This is a genomic window from Pseudomonas sp. PDM25, from assembly GCF_019219045.1.
GTDB lineage: Bacteria > Pseudomonadota > Gammaproteobacteria > Pseudomonadales > Pseudomonadaceae > Aquipseudomonas.
Map to the genome: position 1 here is coordinate 109,098 of NZ_JAHUWL010000015.1, position 14,777 is coordinate 123,874.

Genomic DNA, 14,777 nt, shown 5'->3' on the forward strand with positions numbered 1-14,777 from the left:
CCGTTGAGGCCGGTTTTTTTATGGGCGGGGTAAGTCCAGCGACCGGGATCAGTCGTTGAAGTCTTCCCAGCCGCCCATTTGTTTCCAGCGATTGACGATGCCGCAGAACAGCTCGGCCGTCTTCTCGGTGTCGTAGCGCGCCGAGTGAGCCTCGCGACCGTCAAAGTCGATGTCTGCTGCCTGGCAAGCCTTGGCCAGTACAGTTTGACCGTAAGCCAGACCGGCCAGGGTCGCGGTATCGAAGCTGGAGAACGGATGAAACGGGTTGCGTTTCATGTCCAGACGCGCGACAGCGGCGTTGAGGAAACCCAGATCGAAGCTGCTGTTGTGCCCGACCAGAATCGCCCGTTTGCAGCCGTTGGCTTTCAGGGCCTTGCGGATGCCGCGGAAGATATCGGTTAGGGCCGTTTCTTCGCTCACCGCCATACGCAGCGGGTGATCGAGTTTGATCCCGGTGAATTCCAGCGCGGCCGCTTCAATGTTCGCGCCTTCAAAAGGCTCGACGCGGAAGAAATAGGTGTGATCGGGATACACAAACCCTTTTTCATCCATGGCGATAGTGGTTGCGGCAATTTCCAGCAAGGCGTCAGTGGCAGAGTTGAAACCACCGGTTTCAACGTCGACAACGACTGGCAGGTATCCACGGAAGCGCTCAGCCATCGGGTGGCGCGAACCACCTCCGCCGCCTTGACCGTCCTGTTCGTCGTCGAAATGGTCTTCACTCACGCGTGTTCCTCCAGCAGGCGCCAGCGCAGTTTTTCACCGGCGCGCAGCGGGATTACGGTCAGCTCGCCAAATGGCAGGCTGGTTGGGGCGGTCCACTCTTCGCGGACCAGGGTGATGCGGTCGGTGTTCACCGGCAGGCCGTAGAAACGCGGGCCGTTCAGGCTGGCGAAGGCTTCGAGCTTGTCCAGCGCGTTGCGCTGTTCGAAGGCTTCGGCATACATCTCGATCGCTGCATAAGCGGTGTAGCAACCGGCACAGCCGCAAGCGGCTTCTTTGGCGTGCTGGGCATGGGGCGCCGAGTCGGTGCCGAGGAAGAACTTGTCGCTGCCGCTGGTGGCGGCGTCGAGCAGGGCTTCCTGATGGGTGTTGCGCTTGAGGATCGGCAGGCAGTAGAAGTGCGGCCGAATCCCGCCCACCAGCATGTGGTTGCGGTTGTACAGCAGGTGATGCGCGGTGATGGTCGCGCCAACATTGGCCGAAGCCTCGTTGACGAACTGCACGGCGTCGGCGGTAGTGATGTGTTCGAACACCACTTTGAGGCTCGGGAAGCGCTCGACCACACGACGCATGTGCTCATCGATAAAGATTTTTTCGCGATCGAACACGTCGACATCGCCACGGGTGACTTCACCGTGAACCAACAAGGGCATCCCGACTTCGGCCATGGCCTCAAGTGCAGGGAAAATCTTGTCGATGCTGGTGACGCCAGAGTCCGAGTTGGTGGTCGCGCCGGCCGGGTACAGCTTGGCGGCGTGAATGAAGCCGCTGGCCTTGGCCTCGCGAATTTCTTCGGGCTGGGTGCGGTCGGTCAGGTACAGCACCATCAACGGTTCAAAGCGGCTGCCAGCCGGGCGTGCAGCGAGAATCCGCTGGCGATAGCCGTCGGCTTCAGCGGTGTTACGCACCGGAGGTACCAGGTTGGGCATGATGATGGCGCGACCAAAGGTGCGCGCGACATCCGCGACTGTATTGGGCAACACAGCACCATCGCGAAGATGAATATGCCAGTCGTCGGGACGCAGCAGGGTCAGGCGGTCGGACATGAGGGGATTCCAGGCGGGTCAAACTGAGGGGAATGCTACCGGAAAAGACTCTTCCAGGCACTCGCTATCAAGTTTTGCAGGAAGCTTCCGATATCCAACAGGTATGCCGTAAACATCTGTGTGTCGGTCTTTTTGTTGTAGAAGCCAGTGGAGCCTCCCGTGCGCCAGCGTTATTTAGCCTTGCTCAGCGTGTTTGCCAGCCTTCCTGCGATGGCGCTCACTTTCCAGACCCGTCTGGAGAGCATCGAGTGGACGGTCGAAGGAGACAAGTTCGAGTGCCGCCTGGCTCAGCCGATCACCGATTTTGGTTCGGGTGAATTCGTGCGTCGCGCTGGCGAGCAAGCGACGTTCCGTCTGAAGGCCTATAACTCGATGATCGGCGGCGGTTCGGCCACCTTGCTGGCGGCGGCTGCACCCTGGCAGCCGGGGCGTGGCGACATCAACCTCGGTTCTGTGCGAATCGGCAGCGGCAATGTGTTGTTCAACAGTTCGCAAGTTCAGGCGGGCCGCTTGATCAGTGGCCTGATGGATGGCCGCAGTCCGGTCGTTCGACATGATTCGGGCGATGGCCGGGTGTCGGAAGTGCGTCTGTTGCCAGTCAAGTTCAGCAAGGCATTTAACGACTATCAGGGCTGCGTGGCGAAGCTGCTGCCGAAGAATTTCGAGCAGGTCAAGCAATCGCAGATCGGCTTCCCCGGCGAAGGCATCGAACTCGACACGCAGGCCAAGGCGCAATTACAAGTAATGCTGGAGTTCATGAAGGCTGATCCGACGGTCAACCACATCGAACTCGATGGTCACTCCGATAACAGCGGCAACCGCCTGACCAACCGTGACCTGTCGCGGCGTCGGGCCCTGGCCGTCATGGAGTTCTTCAAGGCCAACGGCATTCAGGAATCGCAGATCACCGTGCGCTTTCACGGCGAGCGTTATCCATTGGTGCCCAATACCAATTCCGCCAACCGGGCGAAGAACCGTCGGGTCAATGTGCACCTCGCGCGCGTTGCGCCCACCGAAAAGCCGGCCCCTCAGGCCACTGCTTCGGCGAGCGCCGCGTCGACCTCCTGAACCCGCTGTTATCGTCGCTCACTCGACATAATCTGTCGCTTCGTCGTCATAAGCTGTCGCGCCTCTGTAAATTATCCTGCATGACCGGTAGACTTGACGGCTTTCCGTAGAACCCCGTGGAGTGATGGCATGGCGGACGTAAACAAGGTCGTTCTGGCGTATTCCGGCGGCCTGGACACTTCGGTGATCCTCAAGTGGCTGCAGGATACTTATAACTGTGAAGTCGTGACCTTCACCGCTGACCTGGGTCAGGGCGAAGAAGTCGAACCTGCACGCGCCAAGGCACAGGCCATGGGCGTGAAAGAGATCTACATCGACGACTTGCGCGAAGAATTCGTGCGCGATTTCGTTTTCCCAATGTTCCGCGCCAACACCGTTTACGAAGGCGAGTACCTGCTGGGTACTTCCATCGCTCGTCCGTTGATCGCCAAGCGCCTGATCGAAATCGCCAACGAAACCGGCGCTGACGCCATTTCCCACGGCGCCACCGGCAAGGGCAACGACCAGGTTCGTTTCGAACTGGGCGCCTACGCCTTGAAGCCAGGAGTGAAAGTGATCGCTCCGTGGCGCGAATGGGACCTGCTCTCCCGTGAAAAGCTGATGGATTATGCTGAAAAGCACAACATCCCGATCGAGCGTCACGGCAAGAAAAAATCCCCGTACTCGATGGATGCCAACCTGCTGCACATCTCCTATGAAGGCGGCGTGCTGGAAGACACCTGGACCGAGCACGAAGAAGACATGTGGAAATGGACCGTCTCCCCGGAGAAGGCTCCAGATAAAGCACAATACCTGGAACTGACCTACCGCAACGGCGATATCGTTGCACTGGACGGCGTCGAAATGACCCCGGCTACCGTGCTGGCGACTCTGAATCGTATCGGTGGCGAACACGGTATCGGCCGTCTCGACATCGTTGAGAACCGTTACGTGGGCATGAAGTCCCGTGGCTGCTACGAAACCCCAGGCGGCACCATCATGCTGCGCGCCCACCGTGCGATCGAATCGATCACCCTGGACCGCGAAGTGGCTCACCTCAAAGACGAGCTGATGCCTAAATACGCCAGCCTGATCTACACCGGTTACTGGTGGAGCCCTGAGCGTCTGATGCTGCAACAGATGATCGACGCGTCCCAGGCCCACGTGAACGGCGTTGTGCGCCTGAAGCTGTACAAGGGCAACGTGATCGTCACCGGTCGCAAGTCCGACGAATCGTTGTTCGATGCCAATATCGCGACCTTCGAAGAAGATGGCGGCGCCTACAACCAGGCCGACGCGGCGGGCTTCATCAAGCTCAACGCGTTGCGCATGCGTATTGCGGCGAACAAAGGCCGGAAGCTTTTCTGAGATCTTTGAAACCGTAGAGTTGTGGCCTTGTCGGTGACAAGGCCACAATTTCTGAATAGGGGGGAGTTTTCCTGCCGGACATCGTGTTATCAACGCTCTTTTTGTATCGGTAATACCTTCCTTCTGTTTCCTCTCTCTGAATGCTCTTCAAGCGTTACCTGCTGCATGTCAGGTAAAAAGAGTGATCAAGAATCGTCAGGCCGTGTGAATTCAAATTGTAAGCAATGCAAAGCGTTGGGCCGTTGCGATTCTTTGCCTGTTTTGATTGCTTGCTTGCGCTTTCCTTCAGTAGTGCCTCCGAATCGGTACAGGTGAGAAATACGATCACTTGTGCAGGGCTTCCCTGTGGGTGCCGGTTTTTTTCAATCCAGGCGCCGAACTCCATTTTCTTGTGTAGCCACCGCGCATCGACGATGTGCAGGTTTTTTAGCTGCTCGGCCATGCAAACGTGCTGTAGAGCCGAGAGGCCCGTCTGAATACTGATCCGGGCGGGAGGGTCCTTCAGGTTGTCGGGCCGCTGACCGCGTTCTGCGTTGTCCATCACTTTTATAAAATGCTTTCCCTTGCCGTAATCGGATGGCGCATACAGCGACCGGTAGTTGAAGTTGAGTGTGGCGAAGAAAAGAAAAAGCAAATAAAAAGGGAAACTAATCAGGAACCAGACATAGAGTTCCCGCTCCTTGTTGTCGAGAAAGGGCAGTGAGACGGCGGCCGAAGTTTCAGAAATAGCGGCAAATATCGCAATGACGGTCATGGGGTTGATGATTTTTTTCTTTTGTTTGTTCATGTTTTTTGCTCATAAAGTATTGTCTTTTCTCGAATGATTAGTGTTTTTGGTTTTGATCTTAATAACTAAGTGGTCGGTGTTTATATTGGTGTGGTACTCCTTTTTAAGTTTTGAATTTCGAGGGTTTTATAGTAGCGGTATTGAGTGTGTGGCGGGTACCTCTGTTGATGAGTTTTAAGTGGTGATGGGGTGAGTTTGTTGATGAAGTGTTGCTTGGTGTGATTTTTTATTACAATCTTGATGTCCGGTGTTTGTGGTATGGGGGTTTCAAGTGGTAAATATCAGTTACTTTTAAGGGTAGCTCAATAGTCAGTATTCGTTGGATCGTCTTGCGACGATCCCTGCTATTTGGTTTTCTGGTTGTAAACAGAAACAAAAAACTGCGGATAATCGAAATGTTTTCAGGTCGATAAAATTTTTATCCCCTCGGTATTTTTGGGAGTTTTGTAAGACAATTCTCTAATATCTGTAGGGAATGTCTCTCGGTGTGGGTGGCCGAGGGGGGCGGCATGCCATGGGTGAAACGACTAGGCTATCGTGCGGGCTCTAAAAATTCGAACAGCGAAAATTGGACTTGCCCATGAATAAAGTGCTGATCGTGGATGATCACCCCGTCATTCGTCTTGCGGTACGTATGCTAATGGAACGTCACGGCTACGAGGTTGTTGCAGAGACAGATAATGGCGTGGATGCGTTGCAACTTGCCCGTGAGCATATGCCGGATATTGTTATCCTGGATATTGGAATACCAAAACTTGATGGGCTGGAAGTCATTGCGCGTCTGACATCGACAGCAATGCCTATGAAAGTACTGATACTAACTTCTCAGGCACCCGGGCATTTCTCTATGCGTTGCATGCAATCGGGTGCTGCTGGGTATGTTTGTAAGCAACAGGATCTCACCGAGTTGCTCAGTGCAATAAAGGCAGTATTGTCGGGCTACAGTTACTTTCCGAATCAAGCCTTGCATACCGTACGTTCCAGTTTGGGGAACGCCAGTGAAGCCGATATGGTGGATCGGCTGTCGGGACGGGAAATGATGGTCTTGCAGCAATTGGCCCGAGGCAAGACCAACAAGGAGATTGCCGATGGAATGTTCCTCAGCAATAAGACTGTCAGTACTTACAAGACGCGTCTGTTGTTGAAGCTCAATGCCCGCTCCCTGGTCGACCTGATCGAATTGGCTCAACGCAATGGTCTGGTGTGACTGCCTCGGCGTTTGACGAGGCGCGATGAGCGGGGGGGCATCAAGCGGCACTTAGTAAAAAGCCTCCGTTTCGGGAGGCTTTTAGGTGTCATAGGTCAAAATCGTAATCGGCCAATTGCTTTTGCAGTCGGCGCTCCTCCAGCAGATTGTCGATGGTACGGCGTTTGCTCAGGTTGGTCTTCGCCACTTCAACCACTGGTTCAGCATCATCAGCCTCAACAGGGGTGAAGTCGTCTTCTACGTCCAATTGCTCTTTGCCAGTGCTCATAGTGTTACTCCAGGCTAAGGCTGCCTTTGGCGCTCCTTATATCGATAATCTCCCGGCGGGTAAAAAAGATTTTTTCAATCGATAAATTGAAAAACCTAATAGCGCCTCAATCGTCCGACGTTTTTTGCTTGTATTCGCACAAGTCTTCGATCCGACAGCTGCCGCAACGAGGCTTGCGGGCCAGGCAAACGTAGCGTCCGTGGAGGATCAGCCAGTGATGGGCATCCAGCAGATATTCCTTCGGCACGAACTTAATCAGTTTTTGCTCAACCTCGACCACATTTTTGCCGGGAGCAATGCCGGTACGGTTGCTGACCCGGAAAATATGCGTGTCCACGGCCATGGTCAGCTGACGGAATGCGGTATTGAGTACCACGTTGGCAGTCTTGCGGCCGACGCCGGGTAACGCTTCCAGCTCTTCACGGGTTTGCGGGACTTCTCCTCCATGACGTTCCATCAGTAAGCGACAGGTCTCGATCACGTTTTTCGCTTTGCTGTTGAACAGGCCGATGGTCTTGATGTATTCCGACAGTCCCTCGACACCCAAGGCATAAATCGCCGCCGGTGTATTGGCCACCGGATAGAGTTTCGCGGTGGCCTTGTTGACGCCGACATCGGTCGACTGCGCCGAGAGAATCACGGAGATCAGCAATTCGAACGGCGAGGAGTAGGCCAGTTCGGTCTTCGGTTCCGGGTTGTCTTCGTGAAAACGGCGAAAAATTTCCAGACGTTTTGCGGCATTCATGGGCAGTGCATTTCCTCGAAGGCGGTCAGTGTGAGGGCGTCGAGCGGGTCCAGGCCTGACGTGCGGCGATCAGCAGTCCCAGCAGAATGAAACCACCAGGGGCCAGGGTGGCCAGGCGCAAGCCACCGTCGGTGGTCAGCACCCAGCCTTGCCAGTCCGCTTGCGCAGTGCCAGCCAGCCATGGCAGGTGGCTGCCGAATGTTCCGTTGCCGATGAATTCGCGCAGCACGCCAAGGCCCGCCATCAACGCACCGAACAGGCCACACAGGCGCAGGCGATCACGCCAGGCGCTCTGTAGAAAACCGGTGTGTTCCAGCACAACACATTGCAAGGCAATCAGTCCCGCATAGAACCCTACATGTTGGTGCCATTGCAGCGACCAGATTTGCACGGCGAGTTCCGTGCAACTGGTCAGTGTGGCCGCCAGCAGGACGCTGGCAAGCAAATGTGTCTCTGGGACAAGTCGGGATCGCAAGGCGCCCATGCTCACTCCAAAGGTACTGATCACCACGATAAACATCAGCCACAAGCCCAGAGCGGACACCAATGAATCCGTGGCACCGATCAGCGGTGCAAGCATCAGCGAATGCTGCAGCATCGATGACTTATTCATGAGCGCTGCTCCCGATCATCTGTTGCTGATGTTCGTCGAAATAGCGCAACGCGTCATGGATGGCGTTGATGACCGCTCTCGACGTAATGGTCGCCCCCGCCATTTGATCGAATTGCCCCTGATCCTTTTTCAAGGCCCAGCCATTGTCGGCAGGTTCGGTTCGGGACTTTCCGGAAAAAGCCTGAAGCCAGGCATTGGGCCAGTCGGCGAGTCGACCGCCCAGCCCCGGAGTTTCCGATTGCTTGAGCGTTTTTACGCCCAGTACCTTGCCGTTTGCGCCGATGGCGATCAGCAATTCGATGGAACCCTCGTAACCCAGGGTCTGGCTGCGCAGCAACACGGCGCTGGTCTGGCCTGTCTTGGTTGCCAGATAGCCACCCAGCAGCGTGCTATTGGCTAACCCAGTGTTTTCAAGGGCGAGTGGTTGTTCCAGTGGCTGATTGTCGTAGCTTTCAGCAGGAAGCAGGTCCAGCAGGTTACGACTGTCGATCAGGCGCTGTTCGGCCGCAATGCGCGGCGCGCTGGTGTGCTGCACGAGGTAAGTCGCGCCAATCCCCAGGCCTGCCAGCAACACCAGGATCACAACGCTCGACGCTCGGCTCATGGCGTCCCCCGTTCCTGTCTGGAGGCGGCAAACCGCTCCAGCGCCGGCACACAGAGGTTCATCAACAGCACGGCAAAGGCGACGCCGTCCGGATAACCTCCCCAGGTACGAATCAAGTACGTCAGCAGCCCGACGCCCGCGCCGAACAGCAGTCGCGCGGCGGGGCTTTTTGCGCCGGACACCGGTTCCGTGACGATGAAGAATGCGCCCAGCATGCTCGCGCCAGTGAGCAGATGAAACAGCGGTGAACCATGGGAGTCGGAGCCCGAGCCGTTCCAGCACAGCAGGCTGATGATGAACAGGCTGGCCAGCATGCCGACCGGCGCATGCCAGCTGAACACCCGTCGTTGCAGCAAAAATGCGCCGCCCGCCAAAAAAGCCAGGTTGACCCATTCCATGCCTCGGCCGCCGAAATGACCGAAGGCCGGGTTAGCGGCAAACAGTTCGTCCATGGTCAGGCTTTTGTTGATCCGCAGGCTGTCCAGCGCCGTGGCCTGGACCCACGCATCTGGAGTCTGGCTGAGGCTGAACCCAAACACCTGCTGCAAACCGCCGAGCAGGTCGAGTCCATGGGACGACGGCCAGTGGGTCATCTGTTGGGGAAAGGTCACCAGCACCAGGGCGAAGCCCAGCATTGCCGGGTTGAACGGGTTCTTGCCAACGCCGCCATACAGGTGTTTGCCGAACACCATCGCGAACGCTGCGGCACAGACCGTCAGCCACCACGGGCAATAAGGCGGCAAGGCCAGCGCCAACAGCGTCGCGCTGACCAGTGCGCTGCCGTCGCTCAAGGTCGGCTTGAGCGGTTGCTCGCGCAAGCGCAACACGGCCGCTTCAACGGCCAGTGCGGTAACACCCGTCAGAATCAGGTTGATCAACACGCCCCAGCCGTACAGCCAGAAAAACACCAACATCCCCGGCACGGTGGCCAGCAATACCAGCTTCATGGCCTGCTGAAGGCGCTCGTCGACCGATTCAAGGGGCGGCATAGGCATCTACCTGACGCTCGGCTTCAATTACCGCGAGTTCCAGGGCTTCAATCTGCTCCACCGGCGCTTCGCTGGCCTGGGCTTTCTTGAGTTCGGCGCGGCGCATGGCCAACTGGATCTTTGCCCGATTCAGCTGCGCATTTTTCGCCGGAACGACGGGTGCTGCGACTGGTTGTGCAGTGCTTTCCAGTTGCGCCAACGCCTGTTCGCTAGCCTCGAATTGCTGTTGCAAGACAATCAATTGCGACTGCTGTTCGAAGGTCGGCGGATGCCCGAACGCCTTGAGTGACTTGTTCAGTTGCGCCCGACTCATCGCCAGATCGATCTTGGCCTTTTTCAACGCCGCATCGGCATTGGCTGCCTTCTGTGCGCGGACGCGCTCAAGAGCGGCCTGAACCGGATCAAGCGTTGCGACCTCACTGTGCTGGACGGCGCGCTGGGCCCGGGCCTGACGTTCGGCGATTTTCTGTTCTTCTTCGCGATGCAGGCGAGCGTTGCGCTGTTCGAATCGGCGCCGTGCGTGATCGCGCTTGGCCGCCCGGGCGCGTTGTTCCTCAAGGCTGAACGCCAGGCCGCCGACAACCGGCAGCACAGTGTCCAGCGGCAACGGCCGCATTTCGATGCAATCCACCGGGCAGGGCGCTACGCACAAGTCGCAACCGGTGCATTCGTCGATGATCACCGTGTGCATCAGTTTCGCCGCGCCGACAATGGCATCCACCGGGCAGGCCTGGATGCACTTGGTGCAACCAATACACTCGGCTTCACGAATATAGGCGATCTGCGCCGGGGCCGAACCGCGACTGACGTCCAGTTCCAGCACCGGCACTTTCAGCAGCTCGGCCAGGGCCGCGATGGTTTCGCTGCCGCCCGGCGGGCACTTGTTGATCGGTTCGCCGCTGGCAATGCCTTCGGCGTACGGTTTGCATCCGGGGTGGCCGCACTTGCCGCATTGGGTCTGCGGCAAGAGGGCATCGATGCGTTGAATCAGACTCATGTTTTGATCAGTCCGCTGAATCCGAGAAAGGCCACTGCAATCAGTCCGGCGCCGATCAGGTCGATGGGCAGGCCGCGAAAGGGCAGGGGGATATCATTTTCGAGGGTGCGTTGGCGCAAGTCGCTGAACAGGCTCAGTACCAGCCAGAATCCCAGCCCGGCGCCCAGGCTCAGGGCCAGGGCGTGGAAGAAGCCTTTGTCGTCCTGAGCGTTGAGCAGCGTCAGCCCGAGTACGCCAGCGTTGCCCAGCAGCAGGGGCCAGAGGCCATCGAACGCAAGCTTTGGAAGTAACCGGGAAAGCATTTTCAGCAGCGGGCCAATCAGCAGAACGCTTAATGGCAGGAACACGAAAAGGCGCAGCGACGTCAGCTCCAGCGGGACCAGCAACCAACGGTAGGCCGAGTAGCCCAGCGTACCGACGATCAGCATCAAACACGTCGTCGCAAGGCCCAACGCGTGGACTTGTCGGTGCTCGTTGCCCAGCAGCGGATCGACGCCCAGCGGCCAGTGCAACACGAGGTTGTTGATCAGGGCAGTGCTGATAAGCGTAAGAACAATTTCGGTCATGATCGTGCCGGCAAGAACGGGGCTTTTTAACGGAGCGGTCTAAAAAGCTTAGGCATTATCCGGCAAGGACGGAGGGTGGGCCAGACATGAAAATCCCACAGTCGCGCCAGGCGCGACTGTGGGATCGGTTTACAGCAGAGCCTTACTTGATGCGCTGACCTGGCTTGGCGCCGCTGTCAGGGCTGAGCAGGTAGATTTCTTCACCGCCAGGGCCAGCCGCCATCACCATGCCTTCGGAGATGCCGAACTTCATTTTCCGTGGTTTGAGGTTGGCGATCATCATGGTCAGGCGACCATTGAGCTTGGACGGATCCGGATAAGCGCTCTTGATCCCGGAGAACACGTTGCGTTGCTCGTCACCGATATCGAGGGTCAGGCGCAGCAGTTTGTCGGCGCCTTCCACGTGTTCGGCCTTGAGGATCAGGGCGACGCGCAGGTCGACAGCGGCAAAGGCATCGAACTCGATTTCCGGCGACAGCGGATCCTTGGCCAGTTCGCCATTGCCGGCAGGTGCAGCGTCGCCGGTGTCGGTAGCGCTGGCGGTCAGGTCTTCTTTCGAGGCGTCGCTCATGGCTTGCACTTTTACCGGATCGATACGGGTCATCAACGGTTTGAACTCGTTCAGCTGATGGTTGCTGAGCAAGGTCGCGTGGTCGTTCCAGGTCAGCGGCGCGACGTTCAGGAACGCCTCGGCGTCGGCGGCCAGCAGCGGCAGCACCGGCTTGAGGAAGATCACCAGCTGGCGGAACAGGTTGACGCCCAGGGCGCAGATGGCCTGGACTTCGTCTTGCTTGCCTTCCTGTTTGTTCAGCGACCATGGGGCCTTGTCGGCGATCCAGGCATTGGCACGGTCGGCCAGGCCCATGATCTCGCGCATGGCACGGGCGAAGTCGCGAGCCTCGTAGGCTTCGGCGATGCTCGGCGCTGCGGCCAGGAACGCTTCGGTCAGTTCCGGCGCGGCATTGCCCGCCACCAGTACACCGGCGTTGCCTTTGTGGATGAAACCGGCGCAACGGCTGGCGATGTTGACGACTTTGCCGACCAGGTCGGAGTTGACCTTCTGCACGAAGTCTTCGAGGTTCAGGTCGAGGTCATCGACGCCACGGCTCAGCTTCGCCGCGTAGTAGTAGCGCAGGTATTCCGGCGACAGGTGGTCGAGATAGGTCCGGGCCTTGATGAAGGTGCCGCGGGATTTCGACATTTTCTGACCATTGACGGTCAGGTAGCCGTGTACGTTGATACCGGTCGGTTTACGGAAACCGGCGCCTTCGAGCATGGCTGGCCAGAACAGAGCGTGGAAGTTGACGATGTCCTTGCCGATGAAATGGTACAGCTCGGCGGTGGAATCCTTGCCCCAGAACGCGTCGAAATCAAGTGTAGGCGTGCGGTCGCAGAGGTTCTTGAAGCTGGCCATGTAGCCGATCGGCGCGTCGAGCCAGACGTAGAAGTATTTGCCTGGCTCGTCGGGGATTTCGAAACCGAAGTACGGCGCATCGCGGGAGATGTCCCACTGTTGGAGGCCGGCGTCCAGCCATTCGGCGATTTTGTTCGCCACGGCTTCTTGCAGGGTGCCGCTGCGGGTCCAGGCTTGCAGCATTTCCTGGAAGTCCGGCAGCTTGAAGAAGAAGTGCTGGGAATCCTTGAGCACCGGCGTGGCGCCAGAGATCGCCGACTTCGGATCCTTCAGGTCGGTCGGCGCGTAGGTCGCACCGCATTTTTCGCAGTTGTCGCCGTACTGGTCTTCGGTGCCGCATTTCGGGCAGGTGCCCTTGATGAAGCGGTCGGCCAGGAACATTTTCTTTTCCGGGTCGAAGTACTGAGTGATCGAGCGCGTGGCAATGTGCCCGGCGTCGCGCAGCTTCAGGTAGATCTGGCTCGACAGCTCACGGTTTTCTTCGGCGTGAGTGGAGTGGAAGTTGTCGAAGTCCACCAGGAACTCGGCAAAGTCGGCGCTGTGTTCAGCCTGGACGTTGGCGATCAGTTGTTCCGGGGTGATGCCTTCCTTTTCCGCGCGCAACATGATGGCCGAACCGTGGGCGTCGTCGGCGCAGACATAAATGCATTGATTGCCGCGGTGCTTCTGGTAGCGCACCCACATATCGGTCTGGATGTATTCCAGCATGTGGCCAAGATGGATCGAACCATTGGCATAGGGCAGGGCGCTGGTGACGAGGATCTTGCGTGGCTCGGACATGGGGCTCGGCTACTTGATGAAACGGAGGTCGGCCACTATAAAGCGCCAGCGCATATTTTTCACCCCCGCGGCCCAAGGGCTTATTGTTACAAACGTGCTTTTGTGGCGAGGGGATTTATCTCTGGTGAGGGGATTTATCTGTGGCGAGGGGATTTATCCCCGTTGGGTGGCGAAGCCGCCCCCAAAATGGTCTACATCGGCATATCGGCACATTGTGTTCGATGGTTTTACGACTGCTGCGCAGTCGAACGGGGATAAATCCCCTCGCCACAGATAAATCCCCTCGCCACAGGCAAGCTCTCCAGCCACAGTAATCTGTTCGCCACAAATGTGTGTCCGGCGTAGGATACCCGCCTGATTTTCCAGTCTTGCTATCGGAGTTGCCCATGAACGCCGTCAATCGCGCAGCGGTGGAAGCCGTCCTTCGCCAATACACCGACCCTTATTTGAACCAGGACCCGGTCAGCGCCGGGTGCGTACGCGGCATCGACATTCAGGGTGATCGCGTCAGCGTCCAGCTGGAGCTGGGTTATGCCGCCGGCCTGTTCAAGAGTGGCTGGGCGCAATTACTGCAAATGGCCATTGAAGGGCTGGACGGTGTGACCATTGCGCGCGTCGAGATCACCAGTGTCATTGCCGCGCACAAGGCTCAAGCGCAGATCCCGGGTCTGGCCAACGTCAAGAACGTGGTCGCCGTGGCATCCGGCAAGGGTGGCGTGGGCAAATCAACCACCGCCGCCAACCTGGCATTGGCCCTGGCCCGCGAAGGTGCCAAGGTCGGGATTCTCGACGCGGACATTTACGGTCCGAGCCAGGGCATCATGTTCGGCATCCCCGAAGGCACCCGACCCCAGGTCAAGGATCAGAAGTGGTTTATTCCGATCGAGTCCCACGGTGTCGAAGTCATGTCCATGGCGTTCCTGACTGATGACAACACGCCGATGGTCTGGCGCGGACCGATGGTTTCCGGCGCCTTGTTGCAACTGGTCACTCAAACCGCCTGGGGCGACCTGGATTACCTGGTCATCGACATGCCACCAGGCACCGGCGACATCCAGCTGACCCTGGCGCAGAAAGTCCCGGTGGCCGGCGCGGTGATCGTTACCACGCCGCAAGATCTGGCATTGCTGGACGCACGCAAGGGCGTGGAGATGTTCCGCAAGGTCAACATCCCGGTACTGGGCGTGGTGGAAAACATGGCCGTGCACATCTGCTCCAACTGCGGGCATGCCGAGCATCTGTTCGGTGAGGGCGGTGGTGTGAAGCTGGCCAACCAGTACGGCGTCGAGCTGCTGGCTTCGTTGCCGCTGGCGATGGCCATCCGCGAACAGGCCGACGGCGGCAAGCCAACGGTAATCGCAGAACCTGACAGCCCGATTGCAATGGTTTACCAGGAACTGGCCCGCCATGTCGGCGCGCGGATCGTGTTGCAGGAAGCGGCGACACCGGCCATGCCGAACATCACCATCAGCGACGATTAATGAGCTGAAATACGATTCCCTGTGGGAGCGGCTGTGGCGAGGGGATTTAGCGAAACGTCGCACCGCCCCGTTGGGTGGCGCAGCCGCCCCCAAAAAACTGGGCCTGCTTCGCAGTCCAACGGGGATAAATCCCCTCGCCACA

Annotated in this window: 15 protein-coding genes; 4 read left to right on the forward strand and 11 right to left on the reverse strand. The window is 58.0% G+C overall.

The window, feature by feature from the left end; all coding sequences use genetic code 11:
• Positions 1-48: 48 nt before the first annotated feature.
• Together rnt and pyrC are read right to left on the reverse strand one after the other, a co-directional pair.
• Entirely contained in the window at positions 49-726 is a 678-nt protein-coding gene (gene rnt / locus KW848_RS24715) for a ribonuclease T (protein ID WP_008155580.1), read from the reverse strand.
• Complete coding sequence (gene pyrC / locus KW848_RS24720; RefSeq protein ID WP_008155578.1) at positions 723-1,769, reverse strand: dihydroorotase; 1,047 nt, start codon at positions 1,767-1,769, stop codon at positions 723-725. The genes rnt and pyrC overlap by 4 nt, the downstream gene beginning before the upstream one ends.
• A 159-nt stretch (positions 1,770-1,928) precedes the next feature.
• On the opposite strand from pyrC, the gene KW848_RS24725 reads away from it, so the two are divergent.
• Positions 1,929-2,837 (forward strand): OmpA family protein, encoded by a 909-nt coding sequence (locus KW848_RS24725; protein WP_218538371.1) that lies wholly within the window; start codon positions 1,929-1,931, stop codon positions 2,835-2,837.
• A 129-nt stretch (positions 2,838-2,966) separates the two neighbouring features.
• Positions 2,967-4,184 (forward strand): argininosuccinate synthase, encoded by a 1,218-nt coding sequence (locus KW848_RS24730; protein WP_007898502.1) that lies wholly within the window; start codon positions 2,967-2,969, stop codon positions 4,182-4,184.
• 154 nt (positions 4,185-4,338) lie between these two features.
• Here KW848_RS24730 and KW848_RS24735 read toward each other — a convergent pair whose 3' ends face one another.
• Positions 4,339-4,971 (reverse strand): hypothetical protein, encoded by a 633-nt coding sequence (locus KW848_RS24735; RefSeq protein ID WP_192410298.1) that lies wholly within the window; start codon positions 4,969-4,971, stop codon positions 4,339-4,341.
• Positions 4,972-5,551: 580 nt separating this feature from the next.
• Here KW848_RS24735 and KW848_RS24740 point away from each other — a divergent pair.
• Positions 5,552-6,178, forward strand: coding sequence for a response regulator transcription factor (locus tag KW848_RS24740; protein ID WP_218538372.1), 627 nt, complete (start codon positions 5,552-5,554; stop codon positions 6,176-6,178).
• 88 nt (positions 6,179-6,266) lie between these two features.
• Here KW848_RS24740 and KW848_RS24745 read toward each other — a convergent pair whose 3' ends face one another.
• The 8 genes from KW848_RS24745 to metG form a co-directional block, all read right to left on the reverse strand.
• On the reverse strand, positions 6,267-6,446 hold the full coding sequence (locus KW848_RS24745) for a PA3496 family putative envelope integrity protein (RefSeq protein WP_007898493.1): 180 nt from the start codon (positions 6,444-6,446) through the stop codon (positions 6,267-6,269).
• Between the two features lie 106 nt (positions 6,447-6,552).
• Complete coding sequence (nth, locus tag KW848_RS24750) at positions 6,553-7,191, reverse strand: endonuclease III (RefSeq protein WP_111451985.1); 639 nt, start codon at positions 7,189-7,191, stop codon at positions 6,553-6,555.
• A 25-nt stretch (positions 7,192-7,216) separates the two neighbouring features.
• On the reverse strand, positions 7,217-7,804 hold the full coding sequence (locus tag KW848_RS24755) for an Rnf-Nqr domain containing protein (protein WP_218538373.1): 588 nt from the start codon (positions 7,802-7,804) through the stop codon (positions 7,217-7,219).
• Positions 7,797-8,408 carry an RnfABCDGE type electron transport complex subunit G gene (locus tag KW848_RS24760; protein WP_218538374.1) on the reverse strand — a complete coding sequence of 204 codons (612 nt, stop codon included), beginning with the start codon at positions 8,406-8,408 and terminating at the stop codon, positions 7,797-7,799. The genes KW848_RS24755 and KW848_RS24760 overlap by 8 nt, the downstream gene beginning before the upstream one ends.
• Positions 8,405-9,397, reverse strand: a complete 993-nt coding sequence (locus KW848_RS24765) for an RnfABCDGE type electron transport complex subunit D (RefSeq protein WP_218538375.1) — start codon at positions 9,395-9,397, stop codon at positions 8,405-8,407. Before KW848_RS24765 ends, KW848_RS24760 begins: the two co-directional genes overlap by 4 nt.
• Positions 9,384-10,394 (reverse strand): electron transport complex subunit RsxB, encoded by a 1,011-nt coding sequence (rsxB, locus tag KW848_RS24770; protein ID WP_218538376.1) that lies wholly within the window; start codon positions 10,392-10,394, stop codon positions 9,384-9,386. The genes KW848_RS24765 and rsxB overlap by 14 nt, the downstream gene beginning before the upstream one ends.
• A complete protein-coding gene (locus KW848_RS24775; RefSeq protein WP_218538377.1) occupies positions 10,391-10,960 on the reverse strand; it encodes an electron transport complex protein RnfA in 570 nt (189 codons plus the stop codon). Before KW848_RS24775 ends, rsxB begins: the two co-directional genes overlap by 4 nt.
• 142 nt (positions 10,961-11,102) lie before the next feature.
• Positions 11,103-13,154, reverse strand: coding sequence for a methionine--tRNA ligase (gene metG, locus KW848_RS24780; protein ID WP_218538378.1), 2,052 nt, complete (start codon positions 13,152-13,154; stop codon positions 11,103-11,105).
• Between the two features lie 386 nt (positions 13,155-13,540).
• On the opposite strand from metG, the gene apbC reads away from it, so the two are divergent.
• Positions 13,541-14,635 (forward strand): iron-sulfur cluster carrier protein ApbC, encoded by a 1,095-nt coding sequence (gene apbC / locus KW848_RS24785; protein WP_192410306.1) that lies wholly within the window; start codon positions 13,541-13,543, stop codon positions 14,633-14,635.
• Positions 14,636-14,777 lie beyond the last annotated feature (142 nt).

What these genes read in the sequence shown, in the direction of transcription:
- pyrC (WP_008155578.1), bottom strand. Translation starts at nt 1,769, where the DNA reads ATGTCCGACCGCCTGACCCTGCTGCGTCCCGACGACTGGCATATTCAT.
- KW848_RS24730 (WP_007898502.1), top strand. Translation starts at nt 2,967, where the DNA reads ATGGCGGACGTAAACAAGGTCGTTCTGGCGTATTCCGGCGGCCTGGAC.
- KW848_RS24735 (WP_192410298.1), bottom strand. Translation starts at nt 4,971, where the DNA reads ATGAACAAACAAAAGAAAAAAATCATCAACCCCATGACCGTCATTGCG.
- KW848_RS24740 (WP_218538372.1), top strand. Translation starts at nt 5,552, where the DNA reads ATGAATAAAGTGCTGATCGTGGATGATCACCCCGTCATTCGTCTTGCG.
- KW848_RS24745 (WP_007898493.1), bottom strand. Translation starts at nt 6,446, where the DNA reads ATGAGCACTGGCAAAGAGCAATTGGACGTAGAAGACGACTTCACCCCT.
- nth (WP_111451985.1), bottom strand. Translation starts at nt 7,191, where the DNA reads ATGAATGCCGCAAAACGTCTGGAAATTTTTCGCCGTTTTCACGAAGAC.
- KW848_RS24755 (WP_218538373.1), bottom strand. Translation starts at nt 7,804, where the DNA reads ATGAATAAGTCATCGATGCTGCAGCATTCGCTGATGCTTGCACCGCTG.
- KW848_RS24760 (WP_218538374.1), bottom strand. Translation starts at nt 8,408, where the DNA reads ATGAGCCGAGCGTCGAGCGTTGTGATCCTGGTGTTGCTGGCAGGCCTG.
- KW848_RS24765 (WP_218538375.1), bottom strand. Translation starts at nt 9,397, where the DNA reads ATGCCGCCCCTTGAATCGGTCGACGAGCGCCTTCAGCAGGCCATGAAG.
- rsxB (WP_218538376.1), bottom strand. Translation starts at nt 10,394, where the DNA reads ATGAGTCTGATTCAACGCATCGATGCCCTCTTGCCGCAGACCCAATGC.
- KW848_RS24775 (WP_218538377.1), bottom strand. Translation starts at nt 10,960, where the DNA reads ATGACCGAAATTGTTCTTACGCTTATCAGCACTGCCCTGATCAACAAC.
- metG (WP_218538378.1), bottom strand. Translation starts at nt 13,154, where the DNA reads ATGTCCGAGCCACGCAAGATCCTCGTCACCAGCGCCCTGCCCTATGCC.
- apbC (WP_192410306.1), top strand. Translation starts at nt 13,541, where the DNA reads ATGAACGCCGTCAATCGCGCAGCGGTGGAAGCCGTCCTTCGCCAATAC.